20 protein-coding genes and 1 pseudogene are annotated in these 22,165 nt (G+C 42.6%); 10 read left to right on the top strand and 11 right to left on the bottom strand.

Going from position 1 to position 22,165, the window contains the following annotated elements:
• The first annotated feature begins 138 nt into the window (after positions 1–138).
• Positions 139–405: a DUF1992 domain-containing protein gene (locus ELZ11_RS08095; protein WP_137356872.1), complete on the top strand. Its 267-nt coding sequence runs from the start codon at positions 139–141 to the stop codon at positions 403–405.
• Here ELZ11_RS08095 and ELZ11_RS08090 read toward each other — a convergent pair.
• Positions 402–1,376, bottom strand: a complete 975-nt coding sequence (locus ELZ11_RS08090; protein ID WP_137356871.1) for a chemotaxis protein — start codon at positions 1,374–1,376, stop codon at positions 402–404. The genes ELZ11_RS08095 and ELZ11_RS08090 overlap by 4 nt on opposite strands.
• A gap of 221 nt (positions 1,377–1,597) precedes the next feature.
• Positions 1,598–2,842: an MDR family MFS transporter gene (locus ELZ11_RS08085; RefSeq protein WP_137356870.1), complete on the bottom strand. Its 1,245-nt coding sequence runs from the start codon at positions 2,840–2,842 to the stop codon at positions 1,598–1,600.
• 398 nt (positions 2,843–3,240) lie between these two features.
• Here ELZ11_RS08085 and ELZ11_RS08080 point away from each other — a divergent pair, with 398 nt between their 5' ends.
• Entirely contained in the window at positions 3,241–4,170 is a 930-nt protein-coding gene (locus tag ELZ11_RS08080; RefSeq protein ID WP_137356869.1) for a LysR family transcriptional regulator, read from the top strand.
• Positions 4,171–4,173: 3 nt separating this feature from the next.
• The gene (gene gloA2, locus ELZ11_RS08075) at positions 4,174–4,560 is read left to right on the top strand and encodes an SMU1112c/YaeR family gloxylase I-like metalloprotein (RefSeq protein ID WP_137356868.1); all 387 of its coding nucleotides are present in this window, start codon (positions 4,174–4,176) and stop codon (positions 4,558–4,560) included.
• Between the two features lie 18 nt (positions 4,561–4,578).
• Here gloA2 and ELZ11_RS08070 read toward each other — a convergent pair whose 3' ends face one another.
• From ELZ11_RS08070 to ELZ11_RS08050, 5 genes are all read right to left on the bottom strand, one after another.
• Positions 4,579–5,631 carry a GGDEF domain-containing protein gene (locus ELZ11_RS08070; protein ID WP_137356867.1) on the bottom strand — a complete coding sequence of 351 codons (1,053 nt, stop codon included), beginning with the start codon at positions 5,629–5,631 and terminating at the stop codon, positions 4,579–4,581.
• A 156-nt stretch (positions 5,632–5,787) separates the two neighbouring features.
• Positions 5,788–7,239, bottom strand: a complete 1,452-nt coding sequence (locus ELZ11_RS08065) for a PepSY-associated TM helix domain-containing protein (protein ID WP_137356866.1) — start codon at positions 7,237–7,239, stop codon at positions 5,788–5,790.
• Between the two features lie 103 nt (positions 7,240–7,342).
• Positions 7,343–7,693: a hypothetical protein gene (locus tag ELZ11_RS08060; protein WP_137356865.1), complete on the bottom strand. Its 351-nt coding sequence runs from the start codon at positions 7,691–7,693 to the stop codon at positions 7,343–7,345.
• A 207-nt stretch (positions 7,694–7,900) separates the two neighbouring features.
• Positions 7,901–8,299 (bottom strand): cytochrome b562, encoded by a 399-nt coding sequence (locus ELZ11_RS08055; protein ID WP_137356864.1) that lies wholly within the window; start codon positions 8,297–8,299, stop codon positions 7,901–7,903.
• Positions 8,300–8,537: 238 nt separating this feature from the next.
• Positions 8,538–9,281, bottom strand: a complete 744-nt coding sequence (locus ELZ11_RS08050; RefSeq protein ID WP_137356863.1) for a phosphatase — start codon at positions 9,279–9,281, stop codon at positions 8,538–8,540.
• A 277-nt stretch (positions 9,282–9,558) separates the two neighbouring features.
• Between ELZ11_RS08050 and ELZ11_RS08045 the strand changes: the two genes are divergently transcribed.
• Positions 9,559–12,438, top strand: coding sequence for an HD domain-containing phosphohydrolase (locus tag ELZ11_RS08045; RefSeq protein ID WP_137356862.1), 2,880 nt, complete (start codon positions 9,559–9,561; stop codon positions 12,436–12,438).
• A 100-nt stretch (positions 12,439–12,538) separates the two neighbouring features.
• On the opposite strand, the gene ELZ11_RS08040 is transcribed toward ELZ11_RS08045, so the two are convergent.
• The gene (locus tag ELZ11_RS08040) at positions 12,539–13,480 is read right to left on the bottom strand and encodes a DMT family transporter (RefSeq protein ID WP_137356861.1); all 942 of its coding nucleotides are present in this window, start codon (positions 13,478–13,480) and stop codon (positions 12,539–12,541) included.
• Between the two features lie 89 nt (positions 13,481–13,569).
• On the opposite strand from ELZ11_RS08040, the gene ELZ11_RS08035 reads away from it, so the two are divergent.
• Positions 13,570–14,487, top strand: a complete 918-nt coding sequence (locus tag ELZ11_RS08035; RefSeq protein WP_137356860.1) for a LysR substrate-binding domain-containing protein — start codon at positions 13,570–13,572, stop codon at positions 14,485–14,487.
• Between the two features lie 50 nt (positions 14,488–14,537).
• Positions 14,538–15,275, top strand: coding sequence for a molybdate ABC transporter substrate-binding protein (modA, locus tag ELZ11_RS08030; RefSeq protein ID WP_167494647.1), 738 nt, complete (start codon positions 14,538–14,540; stop codon positions 15,273–15,275).
• Between the two features lie 96 nt (positions 15,276–15,371).
• Here modA and ELZ11_RS08025 read toward each other — a convergent pair whose 3' ends face one another.
• Complete coding sequence (locus tag ELZ11_RS08025; protein WP_137356858.1) at positions 15,372–16,211, bottom strand: tetratricopeptide repeat protein; 840 nt, start codon at positions 16,209–16,211, stop codon at positions 15,372–15,374.
• A 1,171-nt stretch (positions 16,212–17,382) separates the two neighbouring features.
• Between ELZ11_RS08025 and ELZ11_RS08020 the strand changes: the two genes are divergently transcribed.
• The 4 genes and pseudogenes from ELZ11_RS08020 to ELZ11_RS08000 form a co-directional block, all read left to right on the top strand.
• Entirely contained in the window at positions 17,383–18,606 is a 1,224-nt protein-coding gene (locus ELZ11_RS08020) for a hypothetical protein (protein WP_137356857.1), read from the top strand.
• Positions 18,603–19,049 carry a DUF2079 domain-containing protein gene (locus tag ELZ11_RS08015; protein ID WP_137356856.1) on the top strand — a complete coding sequence of 149 codons (447 nt, stop codon included), beginning with the start codon at positions 18,603–18,605 and terminating at the stop codon, positions 19,047–19,049. The genes ELZ11_RS08020 and ELZ11_RS08015 overlap by 4 nt, the downstream gene beginning before the upstream one ends.
• A 594-nt stretch (positions 19,050–19,643) precedes the next feature.
• Positions 19,644–20,090, top strand: a complete 447-nt coding sequence (locus ELZ11_RS08005) for a DUF2079 domain-containing protein (RefSeq protein WP_137356855.1) — start codon at positions 19,644–19,646, stop codon at positions 20,088–20,090.
• 148 nt (positions 20,091–20,238) lie between these two features.
• Positions 20,239–20,362 (top strand): annotated as a pseudogene (locus tag ELZ11_RS08000) (ogr/Delta-like zinc finger family protein); the annotation flags it as partial.
• A 53-nt stretch (positions 20,363–20,415) separates the two neighbouring features.
• On the opposite strand, the gene ELZ11_RS07995 reads toward ELZ11_RS08000, so the two are convergent.
• Positions 20,416–20,934 carry an NUDIX hydrolase gene (locus tag ELZ11_RS07995; RefSeq protein ID WP_137356854.1) on the bottom strand — a complete coding sequence of 173 codons (519 nt, stop codon included), beginning with the start codon at positions 20,932–20,934 and terminating at the stop codon, positions 20,416–20,418.
• A 142-nt stretch (positions 20,935–21,076) separates the two neighbouring features.
• A complete protein-coding gene (locus tag ELZ11_RS07990; protein ID WP_137356853.1) occupies positions 21,077–22,009 on the bottom strand; it encodes a DHH family phosphoesterase in 933 nt (310 codons plus the stop codon).
• Positions 22,010–22,165 lie beyond the last annotated feature (156 nt).

The following is a 22,165-nucleotide window of genomic DNA, read 5'->3' as shown; positions in this document are numbered from 1 at the left end:
TAAAGAACCGATAAATCATTGAGTTCAATGTGCTAATTAGAGAACAGGCAGTGCTAAATTATCTGTTGGCGTAAAAAGATAACTCTTAAATTGTGAGAAAGTTACGATAGAAAGATGGGGATTTATGGAGAAATATGAATGAACGCTATCGATATCATGGTAAACAACCAGATAAAACTCGACGCAGAAAATAGCAAAGAGAACAAGTTCAAAGGTAAAGCGATAGACCTTACTGTCTACTTCCGTTCGCCGAAAGAAAGCAGAGCAGTTAACCGTTACCTACGTGACCAAGGTTTTACGCCAACAAAAATACAGCTAATGAACAAACTCGCAGAACTCAAACAAACGGGAGCTCCTGAGTCAGAGATTCAAGCAATAAAGCTAAAAATTGAACTAGAAGATTAGGTAAAAATATACTTATCCATCATGGTCACCATTTTGCCAATCTCCGGTTTTGTTATCGTGTCGTTGGCACCAAGCGCAAGAGCCTTTGCCCTGTTATCATCACTCATCAATGAAGAGAACATGACGATTGGTGTGTTTGCATAGGCTTCACTCTCTCGCAAGCGTTTGAGTAAGTGCATGCCATCCATTCTCGGCATTTCCACATCGGTCACCACGGCGTTCACTAATTCGTGAGTCGGCAGGTTTTCCGCTTTAGCGGTTTCTGCGATTTCCATAAGTTTCTCATGGCCTTCCCCCCCATCCTTACAAGCGATCACGTTGTAACCTGCCGACGTTAATGTGTCTTGAATTAAGCTTCGGATAAAGGCCGAGTCATCGACGACGATAATGGTTTTAGCATTACGTTTAGTGATCATGCGTTGATTCAAATCGACGGATTTGTCTACCTTGACATCGTATTTTTCCATGCTCAATTCTGGATTGATGTCTGCTATGATTTTTTCGAAGTCCAATATCATGATCAAGTTTTTATCTTTACGGACCACAGCCACAACGCAATCTTGCTCCCCAGCTTCTAAGAACTGACTCGGAGACTCGACATCGTTCCAGGAAATACGGTGAATTCGGCTAATACTGTCAATCAAAAATCCATTGGTCATTCTGTTGAAATCGGTAACGATCACAAACTTTTTCGCAAGATCTTTACTCGTAGGTAAGCCTAGCCACCCGCCTAAATCTACCAACGGGGTGAGAATATCTCGTGACGAAAACACGCCAACCATGTGCGGCTGAGCATTGGGGTAATCGGTAGTCTCTGGCACTTGAATCACTTCGCGAACTTTCGCGACATTAATGCCGTAGTAACAAGTCTTAGTCGTGCCGTCAGGCAAATGTTTTACTAAGTGAAATTCAATAATCTCGAGCTCATTTGTACCACTTTCCGTCAAAATTGTACTGCTAGAGTTGCTCATACTAGTACCACTTTGTGTTATCTGTATTGATTACCCATGACTGTCGTTTGGCCGATCTACTTCCAAGCTTAAATCACATATCTATCATTAAAGGTAGGGGGGCATCGCGCTAACGTCTAGTCGGGATACGCTCAAAACAAAAAAGCCGTGATACTGACAAACAGCATCACGGCTTATTGAAGACCAATTTAACCTGATCAAGCAGACCTTTTTATTACCAGTTAAGCTTGAGTGATGGGCGCTCTTTCAACGTTATCTTCTGCATGCTCTGCCAGCCAATACAGCCACATCATTACCAAACACAGAGCGAAACACACCACAAACAACCAATTTGAACTCAATGACTCAATCACGATTCCACCGACAAGAGGCGCAATGGCAAATCCCAAAGAATACAAGGCAGCCGCACCAAAATAAGAGCCTCTCAAATGAGGAGGAGCCATTCTGTCTATTTGAACGTTTAGGGTCGGGAAAGCGATCACTTCACCTAGGCTCAAAATAAAGCAGGCAATACCCCAACCGATTGGCCAGTCAGCTGGCGTAAGCAAAAAACCAACTTGAGCCAGTGCCATTAGTGCCATCCCGATGCGGGTACGTACAAAGAGGGGGATGTGCTCTAACCACTTCAACATTGGGAACTGAAAGATGATAATAGTTAGCGTATTAACCAGCACCAAACCAGCAATGATCTGCGCTGCGTCAGAGACAGAAGAGCGCACGATTACTTGAGGGATCGATGATTCAACCTGCGCGTATACAAACATCATAATGAAGTTGGCGATCATTAACTTTACAAAAATGTTGTCTTGGCGAATCACTTTTAGTGTCGCACTGAAGTTTGGCAAAGTTGAGGAATCTGGTTTTGAAAAGGTATTCTTCCTTTCAATGCCGAAGAGAAGCCAAAACCCATACACCACGTAAGTACCACCAGCAACGAAAAACAAATTTTGAGGCTGAGCGAGCGCAAGTGTAATACCGATTAATGGCCCTAAGGCGCCCCCAAGATTCAGCAAAAAGTAACGAATGTTAAGTGCCAGCTCACGGTCTTTTAGATCATCTAAGTTGTCGCCCAATACTGCTTTAGCAGGAGCTTCTATCATAGGGCGCATTAAACCAGTTAACATAATCAAAACGTAAAATTGCCACACTTCAGAGGCCAGTCCAATTCCGGTATAGGCAACAGCGGCAATCCAGCTACCCGCTACCATCACCCACTTACGACCAAACCTATCAGACAAATACCCTGAATATAAGCCCGTTCCTGCACCTATAATTGCAGACGCCCCAAGCATCGCCCCTACTTCTACTGCAGATACTCCATAGTCTTGATACAGAAAGACGATCAGAAATGGCCAAGCCATAAAGTAGCTGGTCCTTGCGAGCAGCGTTCCGGTCAATACCGTCCAAACTGAGAAGTTAAATCGTTGAATTCGTTGCAGTTGAAATAAACTGTCTGCTTTCTCCATAGTGTCTCCTTCCTTGCAAACTGACATCGCTAATTAAACATTTATTGTTTGGTTATTATTCATCCAGTATATGATTAAAATTTTATAAAGATAGACTTGAGCAATAATTTATTCCAAAGCGATAAAAAGGAATACTAACTTGAGCTGAGGTGAGGAGTTTCAACAAGTTAATTGTTCTAATGGACGTATTTTACGCACCAGTTCTAAAGCAGAATCCCCTAAAAATGGCGCACTTTTAAAACTGAGTGTGTATGATACGAGGGCATAAGTTGACCGAAGTAAATTCACAATCTACGAGTGAATAACTGCTTTTTATAGCTGTTCTAATTAAATCCCTGTATTTTAAGCCTATAACTATTAAATGTTTCGACTTGCTACCCCATTTGGTGATTGGCTTTATGATAAATCCTAAACTCATTTCGTTACTGCCTGACCTGGCCTCATTCATTTTGGTGGTCAATGAAGGTAGCTTTACTGCAGCCGCCAAACAGCTAGGGGTCACACCGTCAGCTTTGAGCAAGCTCATCACCCGATTAGAGCAAGCGCTTTCAGTCAAACTCTTTGAACGCACGACACGAACCTTGATCATTACCCGAGCCGGGCAGCAAGTTTACGATCAAAGTATTGTAATGGTGAATGCCGCGCAGCAAGCAATTGATGTTTCCAGTTCTAACCACAGCGAAGCATCCGGCTCTATCACGGTTGCGGCGCCAGAGGCTTTTCTTAACTCTGTCCTTCAACCTTTTGTCGTGCCATTTCTCAAAAAGCACCCTGAGATTCAGCTCAAGTTGAGGGCAGCGGATGGTGATATTGATATTTTCCGCCAAGGCATTGATGTGGCATTTAAGCTAACCGATAAGCCTGATGAAAGCTTAATTTTGAAAGAGCTTGGGAAGACCAACCTCGTTTTATGTGCCAGCCCCGAATACCTTACGACAAAAGGCACCCCAAACCACCCTACTGATTTGATCGCGCATGATTGCCTTTACCTTGCCGAAACTGACAAAGACAATGTTTGGGATTTTCTTAAAGACGATGAATTCCACACCGTCGCTGTGAAAGGTCGCTATGCCGTCAACCATTCACAGATGCGTTTAAACGGCGTCAAAGATGGGCTCGGCATTGGCATCTTCCATGACTTCGTCATTCAAGATGCGCTAAACGAAGGTAAAGTTGTGCAAGTGTTAGAGGATTGGACAATCAAGAGTAACTACCATGGTGCGATCGCCATGCAATACGCACAAACTAAGTATATGCCAGCTAGGCTGCGCGTATTCATTGATTATGCGCAAGAGCACTTAAGTAATAAGCTGGCATCCGAGGACTAAGTTATGCTTAAGGGGATTCATCACGCTGCAATCATTTGCTCCGATTACGCTCAATCGAAGCACTTTTACACTAAGGTACTAAAACTAGACATCATCGCCGAAAACTATCGTGAGCAACGGGATTCCTACAAACTCGATTTGGCGTTACCTGATGGCTCGCAGATAGAACTGTTCAGTTTCCCTGATGCGCCCGTTCGGCCTAGTTACCCAGAGGCACAAGGATTAAGGCACCTGGCTTTTTGCGTGGAAGACGTGGTCGAAGTAAAGCAATATTTAGAAGAAAACGGAGTGGAAGTAGAGGCCGTCAGAATTGATGAATACACAGGTAAAGCCTTCACTTTTTTCTCCGACCCGGATGGCCTGCCGTTAGAGCTTTACCAACAAGCCTAGAGAATAGTAGGTATCGAGTTACATTGGGGTAGATACCGTAACCAAATCAGGGTCTACCGTTACAGAGCTGAAGTTATACACCACTTGATTGCGCCCACCAGATTTAGCTAAGTATAAATTCTTGTCTGCGGTTTTGAGCACTTGATCGATGGAATCATCTGGCGATAACTCTGTCACACCAATGCTGATTGTAACTTTGATAGGGTGCCCGTAACAGATACAAGGCTTAGTCGCGATAATCAATCTAAGCTGCTCGGCGATATCAAGCACTTCTTGCTGTGACGATTGGTTGAGTGTCACGCAGAATTCCTCCCCGCCATGGCGATAAACGTTTTCACCGCCCACTATAGAACTAAATCTATCTACTAACTGAATCAAAACATCATCTCCAACATTATGTCCAAAACTGTCATTAATGTTTTTGAAATGATCGACGTCTATCGCTAATAAGTACTTATGCCGATTTTTAGTGTGATCAGAACTAAACTCTCGCTTAAACGCCAATCGATTTTTAGCACCGGTGAGCATATCTCTAAGAGCCAGATTTTTTAATGAACGTTGGCCCGATTCGCGGGTAGATTCATAAGTATGGGCCACCGTCCAAATACTTAAATAGCTAAACGAAAAGTTCAGTAGCATGGTGGTCGGGTTGAAGTTTAACTCTTCTAGTTTGAAAGCAATAATAGCTAGCTGCACCAAGAATAAACATAATGTGCATATAGAGCCCCACTGACGCCCCAAAGCCAAATACAGAATAACGGGTAAGCAGAGTGACCAAACAAATACGCCACTCGACAACAGTTTTAATACCGAACCGGCCACAATTAAGAACGAGAAAATGAAGACGTAGAGGTACAGATAGAGGTTTGAAAATTTGCCTCTCTGAACGCGCTGATACACGTAAACAGAGAACAAGAAATAAGAAAGTTCGAGGCCCGCGCAAGTATAGTTGCTCAATAGAAAAATATCGCTGATAGACAGCATTAAGGCCAATGCCCCAATCATTAAGCACATACGTGTCAGTACTTTAGAACGCAAAACACGGTTGCCTTCTAGCGCGGTAAAATCCATATTAACGCCTTTATCAATACGTAATTCTGCATATTATCTAGCGCTTAAATGAAATCAATGCTTGTATTAAGTACAGCGTTCTTATTTGTGCAAAGTCTCATTATTCACCCCTTCCATGAAAAAGAGGTGAATATAATTAACCAGTGTTTGCTTTATTTAACTGAATACCGCTTTTAACTTTTTGACTCGACGGCATAATAGCCAGTCAAACAACATTGCCACAACGATACTTAAACCCGCTAATGGAAACAGTATCGAAATGACGACCACCGTCACTGCACCCGTTTTCCAAACACCATCATCTGAAAATTTAGGCGGTACACCCAGCTTACCTTTACCTGAAGGGCGTCTAACCCACCACATCACACCTCCAGTAATGGATATCGCAATAAAGGCGATACAAAACAAGGTATTCAGCGCTTTATTAATGATGCTAATGTCCCCTTGATGCAGAGCAATACCCGCAGCCATCGCTTTAGCCACAAGGTTGTAATCTTGCCATGTCACATCAGCTAACACTTCACCAGAGTATTGATCGATGTGAGTAGTTCTATCTTGCGTTGGGTCGGTAATATCACCGCTCATTGTATTGGCAGAAAGTGTATAGACTCCCGTCTCAGAGCGAGGAAAGCTCAGCTTATACTGTTCAAACCCAAGCGACTGAGCTTTTTGAACCATGAAGTCAATCGACAATCCTTTTTGGTAATCCATATTATGAGATTGATGTTCACCCATCGTAGAGTGATCATGAGATTCCGGAAGAGGGGTTTGCTCCAAATTCCAAGGCATCTCTTCTTCGGTACCATGATTAAGGCTTGCGTGGTTGACGCTCGATAGCGGAACATCATCCCACTTTTGAGCTGGAAATGAACTCCATGCTTGAACCATTTTCCCGCCCCAAATACCAGCCCAAGCCAGCCCAGAGAGCAAAAACAACAACAGAATCACTGAGAGCGTCCCGCCTAAATTGGCGTGTAGATCTCTCATGAAAATACGCGAACCTGACTCTAAACGAATCTTTAGAAAACCCGCTTTACTAGCATTATCGCGTGGTAGCCATAAGTAAATGCCGCTGACCAACAATAGAATCGACAAGCTTGCCGCAACCTCAATCAAATAGTCGCCCCAGTCACCAATTAAAAGTGTGCCATGAATATCATTCGCCAGTTGATACCAGCTATCGCTACGATCGATTTCACCTAACACCTCGCCTGTATATGGATTTACAGTCGCAAAAAATGAGGTTCCGCTTTCCAGTTTGACTGAGAAGCGGTTGGCTAGTTCAGGAGTCGGCCCAGGAATGAATTGAGTCACCGTCCCTTGAGGATAAATTCGCTCAACTTCATGCAATTGTTCTAATGGCGAAACCTTAGCGTTACCGACTTCAACTTGAAGAATATCGTGATAGCGAGCAAGCTCAATTTCGTCATCAAAAAGCATCACTAAGCCTGTAAGACTTAGCATTAACATGAACGGAATGACAAAAAGGCCAGCGTAAAAATGCCAACGCCAAGTGAGGAAGTAGAGTGATTTAGAGCGTGCTGATATAGCCGATTTAGAATCCGATGCTTCTGATGATTGTGTTACTTGAGAGTCATTTCTCAACATTGTTATTTCCTTTTACCCACGCAAATCAACCCTTTGATAATTCAAAGAGTTACGTGAGCTTTTAACTTTACTTAAAAATTATTGTTATTTATTTTATTGGTAGTTAAGCAAGCTGTGCAGGAGGGGCACGTGGAACTTGTTTCTTAAAACGTTCGCTTAGAGCCAAAAAAGCATAACGTTCAGAAACAACAAAACTCAGTCGAGTTGCAAGTAGTGTGGTTGGAAGTTCGTCTTGGTGGAATGTTGAAAAGTGGCTGAACGGACACGGTTTCCCGCTATGAGTTTCCGGCTGCCCTTCTTCGACTTGTACAAGTTCAAAACCATTCACGGTACATAGTGTCGCCCACACTCCCGCACTATTACCATGAGCATTGATAACAGGCATTAAGGTTACCAACACCCAGCTTAGAGCTGTGGCTAGCAACATGGAGTAGTTAAATGACGTGCGGCGCATTATTCGCTAGGTTTATAAATTTGCGACATTGTTGATCATGGCTGGAATTGAATAAAGAGCACCGAGCAGAAAATGTGAAGAATTGAACCTAACGCACGTCGAATCTTCAGTTACCATTGTTTTAGATACAAAAAAGCGCCCATATAGGACGCTTTTTACTGTATTTCTACCAAGTTTTAATCAGCATATATCGTCAATACGCTAGAGTTAACCGAAGATCTTACTCCAGATGCTTGGGTTTCGCTTATCGTGGTATTCAATGCGCAGTGAATCGATTTCTCTCAATTCTTGCTGAGCTTGCTCCAAATTACCCTGCTCTAATTGCACTTCGATGCTATCGACAGCCGTCGCGAGTTTCTTAAAACCTTCTAGGTACAAAGCTTCTTTTTCTGTTGGGTAATCACCTAGCTTAGAATTCGCAATCAGTGCGTCTAAATCTGCGATTGGTTGCTGCATCTGTTCGATGCTTTCCGCTTCCGCAGCCTGTTTAAATGCAAGCTTCATTTCTTTCATGTTCTGCTTCAGGTCAACACTGTTAGCCAGTACAGACGTAGACATAAGCGACGAGGCTAAAAGGCCTGCGAGTAGCATTGAGCGAGTATTCATTACTTCTCCAATATGAATGGTTGCCAATTGGCATTGTTATTATGCGGCTATTGTAAACAATTTTTCAGACAAGAGAGAGGGATATGTGTTTCTAAATACAAAAGCACGTGCCACAGTCATAGCCACCAACAAATGACAGCGCTTAATTTTAAACAACGGCCAATCGCTAGCGGGCTAAGTTTCGTCTGTTTCAGATAATTGAGAGAGGTTACTGGCCACCAAGACTACGGGATGCTAGTTACCAGTGACTATATTCAGCAATCGGTTCACGGCCACGCACTTGAAGGAACGATAAAAACTGCTGCGGGGTGTGAGTAATGACTTTACTGCTGTCTATACCGACTTCATCCAACAAGTCAGATACTAAATTCAATCGGCCAACATCTTGGCAAAAATGCGCATCACTGCCTGTCGTAATATATGCTCCGACTTTTTTCGCTATCGCCGCGATTTCATAACATCGATCAACGCTGCCTACTCGACTGTTGCCTTTCAGCGTAGTGTTATTAATTTCAATCGCTACGTTGTGCTCCTGAGCACAGCTGATGACGCTTTCAAAATCAAAATCGAAGTTAGGGTTTCCTAAATGCCCCAGCGCATCAACCCTACCACCTTTAATGACGTTGAGCAGGGCTTCTGTATGGCTCGCGACATCAGCCGGCCGGAATACAGGTTCATGAAAGCTCGCGATAACCAAATCTAAATTACGATCGACACTTGGGTGGATATCTATCTCCCCGTCGCGGTTCATTAGATTCGACTCAACTCCTCGAATAATCGCTATATCTTCAATGAAGCGCGGCAGAACTCGTTGATTGCTGAAGAACCAGTAATGCGGCGCCCCAGGCATTGATTCTGAATGATCAGTCGTGCAAAACATAGTTAGGCCATTTTGTTTTGCTTGCTGAGCATTCTCGATTAGCGTGCTGTAGGCGTGGCCACTAGCGTAGGTATGGGTGTGAGTATCAACTTGCAATTTCATTGAACGTCGCTCTTATGAACCTTTAATAATGCAAGTCTAACAGCCTACCGGCGGAAATTGCAGCTATTCACCAAAAGTTAATTCTAACCCTTTCATCAAGCCTTAAATCTGGCCTCAGTGATTGATTTTTTGCCATTCTAAGTCGCAAAACCCTAGATGACAGTCTTGTTAGTAGCCCAACAAATAACGTTTATCAAGCTACTAAATTTCGTCGATTTTTTTGCAACATAGGAAACATCAGCAATACTTAAACGAGTTTGTTCGCTTGGAATTTTCAATGAAGAAACGCCGTTACCCGCTCAGTATACATATTACAAGCCTCTTTTTAGTTCTGACGACCATAGTTGGTATTGTTCTTATCACAATCAGCTATCGACACTCGCAAGAATTATTAACAGGCACTGCTCAGGAGCTGAGCAAAGAACACAGTAATAAGCTTGAATCCGTATTCAAGCAAGCGGTCGCGCCTGTCTTAACCACTCTAGATTTCATGGCGGTGAGTTCGTTCATCCGTCACCAAGGTAAATCCCTTGAACAAAAGCCATGGTTGGCTTCTATTGATCTCATATTCAAACAGAACCCTAATCTAGTCGCTCTGTTCTATACCGCAAATGACGGTGCCTTTACCATTTTCAGGCCTCTTGGCACCAACAAACTCCGACAAGCCGCAGGCGCTCCTCCCAAAGCAACTATGATGATCAACAGCGCTGATCTAACAGGAAAAAATGAAACCATTTATTTAGACGGCAACCACAAGCAAATCGGCCGAAAGCTTACCAAAGACAATACCTTTGATCCCCGAACCAGACCTTGGTTTATCAACGCAGAAAGTGATGGTGAGATCAGGCTTTCTTCGCCTTATTTATTTCACTTCCTTAAAACCAGTGGCATTACCTTGTCACGCCGCTCTGCTGATGGAAAACACGTCATTGGCGCCGACTTTACTTTGGAAAGCTTATCAACTCAGATAAGCAAATTGGCTTATTCACCACAAACGCGACTGGCACTGTTCGATATGAATTTTCATCTACTCGGCCAGCATCAACTCAACCTCGACATTAACATGTCGCACGAAGAGCAGCTTGAGGCGCTGAACAACAGTGTCATGGCCAAACTACTTGGTGAAGAGGACTACAACCAAACCGTATTCAAAGAAGTGAATTTCAATTTAAGCGATTGGTCGCTCACTATGACGCCAGTCAACCTAACCGACAATGTGACCTTGTTACTCGCAGAAGCCACACCGCAAAGCGATCTACTGGCTGACTTACTTTCAATGCGAGACAAACAGATCACAGTTGCAGTCATACTTCTTCTCACCTGTTTTATCTTCGTTTGGGGAATCGCCAAACGGCTTGCCATGCCTTTGCAAAATTTGGTAGAGCTCACCGACAACATCGCACGTTTTGATTTCAAGCGAACTCACTATCCAAAGAGCATGATCAAAGAAGTATCTAACCTAACCACTTCCATCGAACTGATGGAGCACACCCTACATGATTTGCTCAACCTGTTACGAGACACCGCCAGTAATCAAGAATTCAGCGTTCTCGCCAAAACAGTGGCGCATCAAAGCTATTTGATTACCAAAGCAGAAACCATAGTGCTATTTGTCGAATCAGAGGAAACCGGAACATTCGAGGTTGCTGCCAATCATGCCATCATCCCGTTTAAAGCAGACATCAATGAGTTCATCAAAGACACACCTTGGCTCTTGTCTAAATTGAAAGCCGGCGAAACCATTCACATCAACCGAGATGATAACGCGTTAAAACGCCACCAGAACTCGATCTTCAATTCAGACATCTACTTGTTCCCGCTGCTTAACCGCGAAAAGCGCTTAGTGGGTATTGTGGTCATTGGCTATGAGCGTGCGATTACCCAAATCCAATCCGACAAGCATGCCTTCCTTCGCGAAGTACTCAGCTTCGCTGAAATCGCTAAAGACAACATCGATCAAATGCAGCAGCAAAAAGACATGCTGAACGCCTTTATCGAGTTAATTGCATCGGCAATTGATACCAAGTCGCCTTACACTGGCGGCCACTGTCAGCGCGTGCCTGAATTAACCAAGTGGTTAACCGAGTTGACGGAAAAGGATCAACGTTACTTCCCTCATTTTTCTCTCGACAGCAAACAATGGGAAGAACTGAATTTAGCCTCTTGGCTACACGATTGCGGCAAAGTCACAACGCCTGAATATGTGGTCGACAAAGCCACCAAGTTGGAAACCATCTACGATCGAATTCACGAAGTGCGGATGCGTTTTGAATTACTCAAAGTCCAAGCTGAATCCGATTACTGGCAAGCCATTAGCCAAGGTCAAGACACTCAAGAACAAAAAGCCATATTGGAACAAACACAGGCAGAATTGGATGAAGAATTTGCCTTCATTGCCGAGTGCAACCTTGGTAGTGAAGACATGGAAGACAGCAAAGTAGAGAGATTGAATAAAATTGCCAGCCGCACATGGAAACGAACATTAGACGATCAACTCGGTGTGTCATGGATAGAAAAGCAACGTCATGAAACCAAAGCGTACTTACCTAAAATGGAGCCTCTTTTGGCGGATAGAGACGTCCATCGAATACCTTGGCAGCAAGGGTTTAGCCCAATGGATGTTTGGAAAGAGGACTTTGTATTAACCCCTGGTGCGGTGAAATACAACCGAGGAGAGTTGCACAACCTTTCCATACGTCGTGGGACATTGAATGATGAAGAGCGCTTCATGATAAACGATCACATCATTCAAACTTTATCCATGCTCGAACGTTTACCCTACCCCGAACACCTTAAAAATATCCCAAGCATTGCTGGCGGTCACCATGAAAGAGTCGACGGTAAAGGCTACCCTCGCGGGCTCAATCAAGAACAGCTTTCGGTTCCAGCCAGAGTAATGGCAATTTCAGATGTATTTGAAGCTCTCACTTCTAGCGATAGACCATACAAAAAAGCCAAAACGCTGACTGAATCTCTAAACATCATGACCCAAATGGCCACCAGCGGTCATATCGACCCTAAGCTATACGTCTTATTTTTAGAAGGCGAGGTGGACCAACGCTACGCCGAAGCGTTCTTAGACGATAAGCAAGTGACCGAAGTCGATCGTGAGCATCATATCCAAATCGTAAAAGATTACATCAAATCGCTTTTCTGAGCGTTTACTAGATAGCTAACATTCAAAAAGATAGCCAAAATCTTGGGCAGAAGGTTTTGGCTATCTTCATCGCTATATAAACCTGTGTTTTCCCTAGTCACTATTTCGCTGTAACGACTATCGTTGCGGTAGACTTACTCTTTTTACGATTCACCATTTTCACCAACAAAGTATTCATCACACTCGCCGACACAATCAAAGAGATACCTATGATTTGTGTAATCGAAAACGTATCGTCAAAAAACATGAACTGCCAAAGGGCGGTAAATAACAGATTGGTGAAGATCAGTGGAGCGAGCTGAGAACCACTCTCTGCTAACGTATAAGCTTTCGCTCTAAACACTTGGGTATTGATGATCAAAAAGGACATGACGACCACCGACGTTATCACTACAAAGTTAGTGGAGCCATCCATCACCCAGCTGACGTCAAACTCACTTAGCGAGCTTGCGAATATCACCACAGGAATAGACAGTGCAGACGCAATGGTAAACGTCCAAGCATTGAGCTCTATGGGGGTCATTTCACCTTTGGTCGCTCGGTATAAGCTCAGTTGTGAGCCAGAATTAAATACCCCTGCCGCTAACCCAAGCAACAGTTCCGGTTTAAATTCAAACTGATTGAGATCCCCTGCCATCAGGATCACCCCTAAAAATGTCATCGCCAAGCCTAAAACTGTAATCACGCTGATTCGTGTACCAAACATTAGCTTTTCTAACACTGGGATAAACAGTGGCCCCGAGCTAAACAGAACAATACTTTCGACTAATGTTAAACGCTGCAGCGATAGCAAAAAGCAAATCTGACAAGCTGCAATACAGAACCCTCGAACCAAAAGCGGTTTATAAGTGGTATAGGAGAAGGTACGAATTTTAATAAAGCTCAAGAATACGAACAGAATCAAGGCTGGCACTGCAAACCTAAGAAAGCTCAATTGCTCGACGGGCATCATTTGAGACAAGTATTTTGCAAGTAACCCGGTAAAGGAAAGACTGAATGTTGAAAGCAACATGAATGTGGTTGATTGAAAGTTTTTAGACATCGACTACCTCCTGATATGAGTATTTTAAGAAGGTGACGTCATTAAAAATAGCGAGTATTATTGACCAAACCTGTAAGGAAAACTTACTTATGAAAAAACTCGTGCCGCTCAAGTCGATATACTCTTTTATTGCCGTTGCAGAAACCGGAAGTATGACCAACGCCGCAAACGCGTTATGTGTCAGCCACTCTGCTGTCAGCCAAGCCATTAAATCACTAGAGCAACAAGTCGGTAAGCCACTTTTCCAACGAGTGGGCAGGAATGTGATTCTTAATGCTGATGGAAAGCGATATTACAAAAAAGTCTCTCCAGCGCTCGAAACTATCGTCGAAGCGACGGAAGAACTAACAAGAACCCCAGAGCAACACCGGCTCACTTTGAATATGATTAACTCTTTAGCGATGCATTGGTGGATCCCTCGTGTACAAGGTTTCCAACAATTTGCCCCTAAAATGGATATTCGAATATCCACCCTTGCTGGTACGTTTCAACTCGAAAAACAGGGAGTGGATGTAGCACTTGTGCATGGTCAGCCGAATGACTGGCAAGACTACTATTGTGAAAAGTTGAGCGGCGATGAGTTAATTATGGTGTGCAGCCCTCAGCTCATCCCTGATGGTCAAGAATTGTCTGCAGTAGAGCTACTTAACAAATTCCCAGCAATCGCGGTGACCAATGAGCGACGCAAACATGATTGGTCGGTATGGTGTGAGCATCATAATGTCGGGGTACCAACGGGCCAAAACAATTTGTCTTTTAATGTCTCAATTCAAGCGGTACAAGCGGCAATTCGGCAACTGGGTATTTTTATTACTCATCGGCAGTTTGTACGAGATGACATTAATCATGGATTACTCAAAGAAATAGGCGATGCCGTAACCAACCCTTATCAAGACTTTTACTTTGTGTGTCCTCCAGACAAACTTAAACTTGAAAGTGTGTTACAACTTAGAAATTGGTTACGCAAAGAATTCAATACTCCTTACAAGAGCTTACGCACTGAATAAAGCCGATACGATAAAATAGAACTCCACCTTCCCTAGAGTGAATGGAACCAATGAAAAAGCTTTCTGCCCTATTATTAGCCTCCTTGGCTTTTGCTGCTAATGCACAAGAAACAATCCGAATCTATGCGGCGTCTTCAATGACGAATGCCATCACAGAACTCTCCGACTCATACATGAAGAAAGAAGACGTCAAAATCATTCCAGTCTTTGGTGGTTCTTCTTCACTGGCAAGACAAATAGAGCGCGGAGCTCCAGTCGACATTTTTGTATCAGCTAACCAAAAGTGGGTCGACCATCTCGTCAACAAAGACTCTATCCAGCCTAACGCTGTATCTTCATTCGCCAGTAACAGTTTGGTTCTGATTGCCCCAAAAGATTCTGAAGGCGCACTGGATGTAACGGATAAAGCGGCGTGGGAAGCAAACCTTAAAGGGGAGCGCTTAGCAATAGGGCAACCTGAAAGTGTGCCGGCAGGAATCTACGCTAAAGAAGCGCTCAGCGCATTAGGCGTTTGGGATGCTATCAACCGTCAATTGGCACCAACCAAAAACGTTCGCGTAGCCTTAGTCTTGGTAGAGCTAGGCGAAGCGCCCTTTGGTGTTGTGTACAAAACGGATGCGCTGGCGAGTGAAAAAGTCAGAATCGTACATAGCTTTAGTGAATCACTACACTCAAGCATCACCTATCCGATTGCTAATGTAAGTGAATCGCAAAGCGCGAATGATTTTGTCACCTATTTAAAAAGTGAAGAAGCCAAACAGATCTTAAATCGCTACGGGTTTAAATAGGGTTTATCACTTCAATTAACCTAAAACCTAAAACGCATGAGCCATGGCTCATGCTTTTTCTATTAACTCACACCAACCCGAGATTGACGACCAAGTTTATTCCTCTAGTAACGCCTCGAACCTTTCTAGCCCGCGAAGCATTTCAAAATCCGGCTCATCGGCTATCAATTCACGCATCGAACCGCTGGCTTCTACCGAGCGGATCAAGTCATCAATCGCTTGGCCTTCAGCACCTAACCGTGCATACGCACACGCTCGTTGATATAAGGCATGAGCATTTTGGTCGTCCACCTCTAGCACACGGTTACACAAGCTCATAGCCCAGTGGAATTCACTGATTTCCATTGCTGCATCAGCTTTGTAGGTTAAAGCTTCTAAATCGCCAGGACGCACTTTAAGAATCTCATCGTACACTTCAATTTTTTGCTCGGCAGTTTGTACGCTCTGAGCACGCAGCCATAAGTTATGAATTTCATTGATGATTTCAATCTCTCGGTTGTTCTCCGAAATGATTCGAGTCTTACGCTTTAAATCTCGTTCCAGATCCAAAAACTTCTTTTCATATTCTTGAGCGATCTTATTCAAGCGTTGGTCAGCCATTTGCTTAGTGTTGTGTTTAATATCTTTCAGCGATTGCCAACCAATAAGGGCGATCAATGAAGCGACCCCTGCAATAATATAGAAGAAATAGGTCACAGTAACATTTACATAATTCAAGGACTTATCGGCAACTTCCAGCTCTCGGTCGGTAATTTGAACCGTAAGGCGACGCTCAAGATCCTGTTGATCCATCCTTAAACTTTTTAACTCATCAAGAATATAGCGTTCAACCAACGGCCTATCGACGTATTCCCTTTCTGAATATTTCACATCTTCCGCCAACACATTCCACGATGGAAACAGCAGGAAACAACATAAGATGACAACTCGAAACATCGCTAAGTCCTTTTAAATAAATCTTTTTCTATTCATACCTTATATGCGATTTTGATAACAATCTAGAAGTATATTCATACATTTATTTAACATCAGACATTCAAAGCCATTCCCTCAAAAAGGGCTACTAGGTTGAGCAATTAGTGAGACTGCTTCCATGCAAACACACTTAGAAACGTTGCATTTGCAATCATTCTGATCTCTAGCTCGCATTCAACTTCAGGTTCATAATTTGTTCATCTTAGAGAAGCTGTTGATATTTTACATAGCCTAGGCAACTTAGTACTTTAGAACTAGACAACGCCTTTGCTTGCGTTCTAATGCAGTGACTTTCTGGGGGAAGAAATGACTGCTAACAAAAACGGCCCAGACGAAACTACTCGTTTGGGCCGTTCTTCATCAAATCACAATAAATATTGCTGATGATCTCGTGAAGAATACAGTAAAGACGATTTCGACAGCCTATTCATACGTATTTTCGTTGATTGCACGTGTTCAATCTTAAAATTTCAGTCCTAACTATAAGCACGGCTTCTTAGAATTCGGAAATACTGCCCTTCTCAAACTACACAATCACTTCGAGCAAGTTCTAGGCGTATGGCCTATCCCTATCATGTATTTACGAAAACGTAATGATGGTAACGTTGTATTTCTAAGACATGAGAGCAAGATCCGAAGTACAAGAAAGAGGGCATCATTTTGTAAAGCAGTACGACTCCGTTCATAAGTTTTTGGTGTCCCCGACAATCTTGGCTGTATTCAGTCTATATCGCTTAATAAGAACTCCACCACATTCCGATGCCGTTACTACAAAGGCGGTTACACGCAAGCTTAATTGTCTATGTGAAAGAGCCAAATTTGAGCAAAAAAGATGAAGAACAACTAAAACAGAAAAATGTTTTCAAGCTATGGCGTGGGTAGTTTCCGATCGGTGTCCATCAACATTCCAAACAGCAATGAGCAAACAAAATAACGTCACAGAAAGACAAATGCGTTGTCCTTGGACTCAGTTACAAAGGCGTTAGCTGCAGGGCGAGTAAAAATACCTAACTTTTCTTAATTTGTGACCCTCTGCACACCCATGGTTATTTAGTAAAAATCACTAGATGTTCAGACTACTTTTTTATATAGCGCATTTAATATGGTGAAAAATTATATTGGCGTAAATCGAATGAGCGATAAAAAAAGTATATTTCCTGAAAAGTCCATGGCCAAAGAGGCGGAAATGAAAGCAACATCAGTGACCAATTCCAATGCTGATGAAGAGACATTCTTCCCGAAAACTTCTATGGCTTACCAAAATGAAGTACAAGCATGCCGAGTAACCCCTGGCATGGGGAAAGGTTTTTTGCCTCCCTTAAAAAAATCGAGCTACCAACAAGCAACTACACAGCATAGTGCACCTACACCAACTGCTAACATAGCCCCCGAAAATATGTATTGGCCTCCATACAATTTTACTGAAGGGGAATACATCAATACTAAGGTACTACCCGACAACACGCTAAGGACGCAATTACAACATAATCACACTGAAGTGATGCTTTTAACATTAGAAGAGGCGTTTAAAGTACTACAAAGTTGGGGGTGGATGGATACTAAGGATACATGGAAGTCGATCACTACCTCTACAGGAGGGCAAGTGATGGTAAATTATGGTGTCAATGGGAAAGATGTTGTCAGCACTTCTATGATAATCGCACAGTTTAACATCCACGGTCTAAAAGCTACTAAGTTAGGTATAAAAGCAACCTTAGGAATGAAGGCAGCAGTTTCCCTAAATCACTTAGGTAATGAAATGATTTCACTTAGTGGATACTCCGGCTTGAGACGCATACTTACGGGAACAAACTACAGACTAGACAACCCTAAGATTGTACAATTAGGCATAGGAAAGTACGGCCTAGCCAATTCAATAAAATCAGGGACCGTCTTAACATTTTATGTCGCTGCTGGCTTCAGAATTCTTGACTATATACTCAATGATGAAGTCTATTTGACTACCCTGATTGGTTCCTTGGCTACTGATATTGTAAAAATTGGAATAGCTTCGTTAGTAGCAGGTATAGCTGGAACGATTGCATTAGCTGCAACATCTTTCGTTGCGGCTCATTTAGCAGCTGTTGTTGTTGTTGGTACTCTCGCAGCATTCGCACTGAATGGATTAGATGAATACTATGGAATAACACCACGGGTTATTGAGTTGCTGGAAAAAGCTCAACAAGAAGCAGTAGAAAAAGGTAGAGAGCTCCAAAGAGAAGTAAATAACGGAATACTAGACACTACGGAAATGCTTATAGAAGGTACTCTAGAGACTGGTAAAAAAGTAATCGAGGCAGAGCTAAAGCGTTTCATCAAAAGATCTATTAACGAATTAATTTTAAAGCCAATATGAATATAAAATCCTTTGTAAATAAACTTAAAAGAATTTGCACCCTCGTAGCAGGAGTCTTAATTTTTGCTGCAATTACCGTGTACGCGCTCTATATAGGATACTTAAACATCTTAGAGTTTGGGCAGCCTATCGGTGAAGTAGAAACATACTCACGATTCAATTTTTCCCTTATTCCTATGGGAATTTTTACACTTGTAATGACCATAATAAGCATATTCTATATCATTACAGGGGAACGTTGGGAAGATAGATATGGTGGGGCGTTACCGATGTCTTCATTAGCCTTCTTCGGAATTGCCTTAATTTTAACACTAATAACCCCTTCAATTTATGAGTCAAAGTATGAAAAGGCAGGGCTAAAAGCATGCTCGGGTACTCCGGTAGGTTACCTCCCTCTCTTTGCAAAGAAATATGCTGTTGAACCATCACTTTGCGGGAAATGATGACTCACTCTAGGTTGCAAATGTGGCTGTTTTGATAGCACTCCTAGCCGTCGTTAGCTTATACATCGGGATTAACAAGCTACTATCTCTTTTAAATGTAGTATCTGACATAGATGTATATTCTCGATTTAGCTTAGCAGTGATTCCGATGGATGGTACTTAGATTTCGTTGCTCGTGGCTGCCGTTTTACTTTGTAAAAAAAGAAACACGTCTCGATGACTTTTCTGGGAATGCTGTTAGCTACAGTATAATAATTCATTCATATTATGTGCATTGGTAACACTAATCACACTATCAATATACGAGTCACGCTTCGAAAAATCTGGCCTCAAAGTATGCTCTGGTGCAATGTAGGTTACCTACCTCTCTTTGCAAAGAAATATGTTATTGACCCGTTTCTTTGCAAGAAATGAATGTACATCTTCAGGTGTCCTAACATTGAACAGCGCAAAGGAGTAAAGTGCTCACGATAGCATTGTTGATTTAGCTGCGATGTTAGTCTCTGGGGCGCTCGAAACAGGCAAGGAAGTAATAGAAACCGAAGTTAAAGCGTTCGTAAAAAAATCACTAAATGAATTGATTTTGAAATCATTATGAAGCTAAAACCTGCATTAGAAAAAATTAAAAGAATATACAAGATAGCAGCAGGTACACTGCTTTTTGCTATTATGACTACCGCTTCATTTTATATGGGGTGGAACAATATCATTGAATTAGGACAACCTATTGGCGATGTCGAGGTATATTCTCGATTTGACCTTGCAGTTATTCCCATAGGCATAATTATGCTGATAATGCTCATCTTGGGTATATGCTATATAATAACAGAAGAGCGGTGGGAAGATAGGTACAGCGCAAGATTACCGCTTTCTAGTTTAGGGTTTGCTGCTTTAGCTATTCTATTAACACTTGCCACACCTTATATTTATGAGTCAAAGTATGAAAAAGCAGGACTAAAAGCATGCTCTGGTACTCCAGTAGGTTACCTCCCTCTCTATGCGAAAAAATATGCCGCTGACCCATCACTTTGCAGGAAATGAGGAAATACCCTTAGCTGCCCTAACATTGAATCAAGCAACTACAACAGTATAAATCCCCACCATAATTTAGTACCATGAGCCTATCTTTTCGATAGGTTCACGGTGTCATATGAGAGTAGTTTGCCCTGAGTGTGGCTAGAAAGCCCGCATACAAAAATCCAACCATATTTCAGCGGGTTATAACGACTTATATTGTAGTTGTAGTGACCCAGAATGCGGCCACTCTTTCGTGATGAATAACCTTCAGCCATACTCTGAGCCGTTCGGAAAAATAGCGGCAAAAGATGTAATCTAGCGTTTGAAAGGTCTTTAAAACGTTTTTAACCTACAGCATCTCTTTAGCAATCAAATGCAATAAAAACGTTTCGCGCTCAATGCTCATACCCTTTTTCGGGCTCTCGGCCATGGTCTTCTCGTTGTGTGCAATCGCATCGTGAATATTAATCCAAACCGGCTTCATGCCGTTTTTAATTTCATAATCTTCAAACGCGGTTTCACCTAGCTCGCGATCAATTTTACAGGTGTAGCAGTACGAAATCATATGGACAATGTCTGCATCGTCTTTGTACCAAGGGCGGAATTCTTCAAAGATACCAAATGGCTTAATGCTGTGAATATTCTGCGCACCAGTCTCTTCTTCAAGTTCGCGCACCATACCAGCAATGACATCTTCACCCTCATCTAAACCACCACCTGGGATAGTGTAATCATGATAACGCTGCGTATAAAGCATCAAGATATTTTCGCCATCAAGCACGATCGCTCTCGCCGCGTTACGCTTGTACACGGACTTATCATCTAGATGATCAATATCTGGGTGAACAGTGGTTTTTAGGTGTCTCATAATGCATCAATATCTGTAATTTTTGCGCATGGTAACACACTCAAACGGGAATTGAGCGCAACAAAAAGCCCCGCTTCATTCGCAGGGCTTACACTATTTTCCAAAAGAGTTCCCAGTGGCAATCATCAATGGCTATTAGTCATTAACCGTCTGCGGTGATGGCTTCAATAAGCTCTTGCTCAACCTTACCTGCATCTGGCGTAGGAATTTGACACGTTCCCGCGGCGTTATGACCGCCGCCACCATATTTAAGCATTAGCTCACCAACATTCGTTTTTGAGCCACGATCAAAGATGGATTTGCCCGTTGCGAAAACAATGTTCTGCTTTTGAAAGCCCCACATTTTGTGGATTGAAATATTACACTCAGGGAACAACGCATAGATCATAAAGCGGTTGCCAGCGTAGATGGTGTCCTCTTCCACGAGATCTAGCACAACCAAGTTCTTATGAACGGTTGCGCAACGTTTTACTTGTTCTTTAAATTTAGCTTCATGATCGCGGTATAGGTCGATTCGTTCTTTTACATCTGGTAGCGCTAAAATTTCTTCGATCGTGTGGTTCTTACAGTAATCGATAAGATCCATCATTAGTGCATAGTTAGAAATGCGGAATTCACGGAAGCGGCCTAAACCAGTCCTTGCGTCCATTAAAAAGTTCAATAGGTTCCAGTCTTTAGAATCCAATACTTCATCACGGTTAAATTGTGCTGAGTCACCTTTGTCGACGGCTTCCATCATTTCTTCCCATTCAACAGGGAAAGTATCTGTGCCACCATAGTAATCCCAAACTACTCTTGCTGCCGATGGTGCATCAGGATCAATGACGTGATTTGGACGCTCACCGCTATTACGAATGGTTTCAGATAGGTGGTGATCAAACGTTAAATGAGAGTCAGCCACGTAAGGTAGGTTCGTTACGATATCGTTGGGAGTAATCTCGACCTTGCCATCTTGCATATCTTTTGGATGAACAAACTTAATATCGTCAATTTCGAACTTTTGCTTTAGTAGCACCGCACACACTAGTCCATCAAAATCGCTGCGCGTTACTAATCGGTATTTTTGGTCTGACATTTTAATTCCTTTGCCATATAACGTTTTAAGTAAAGATAACCGCATAGAATACTTGCAATCAAGAGATGATTCACAGGCTTCAAGCACCTTCATGTTTAAGCTTGATCTAAAGCTCAAAATTTACCTAAACATGTGTAAATAATAGTCTGAATCAAT

This window comes from Vibrio profundi (genome assembly GCF_005281835.1).
GTDB lineage: Bacteria > Pseudomonadota > Gammaproteobacteria > Enterobacterales > Vibrionaceae > Vibrio > Vibrio profundi.
This window is presented reverse-complemented; position numbering and strand designations above follow the sequence as displayed.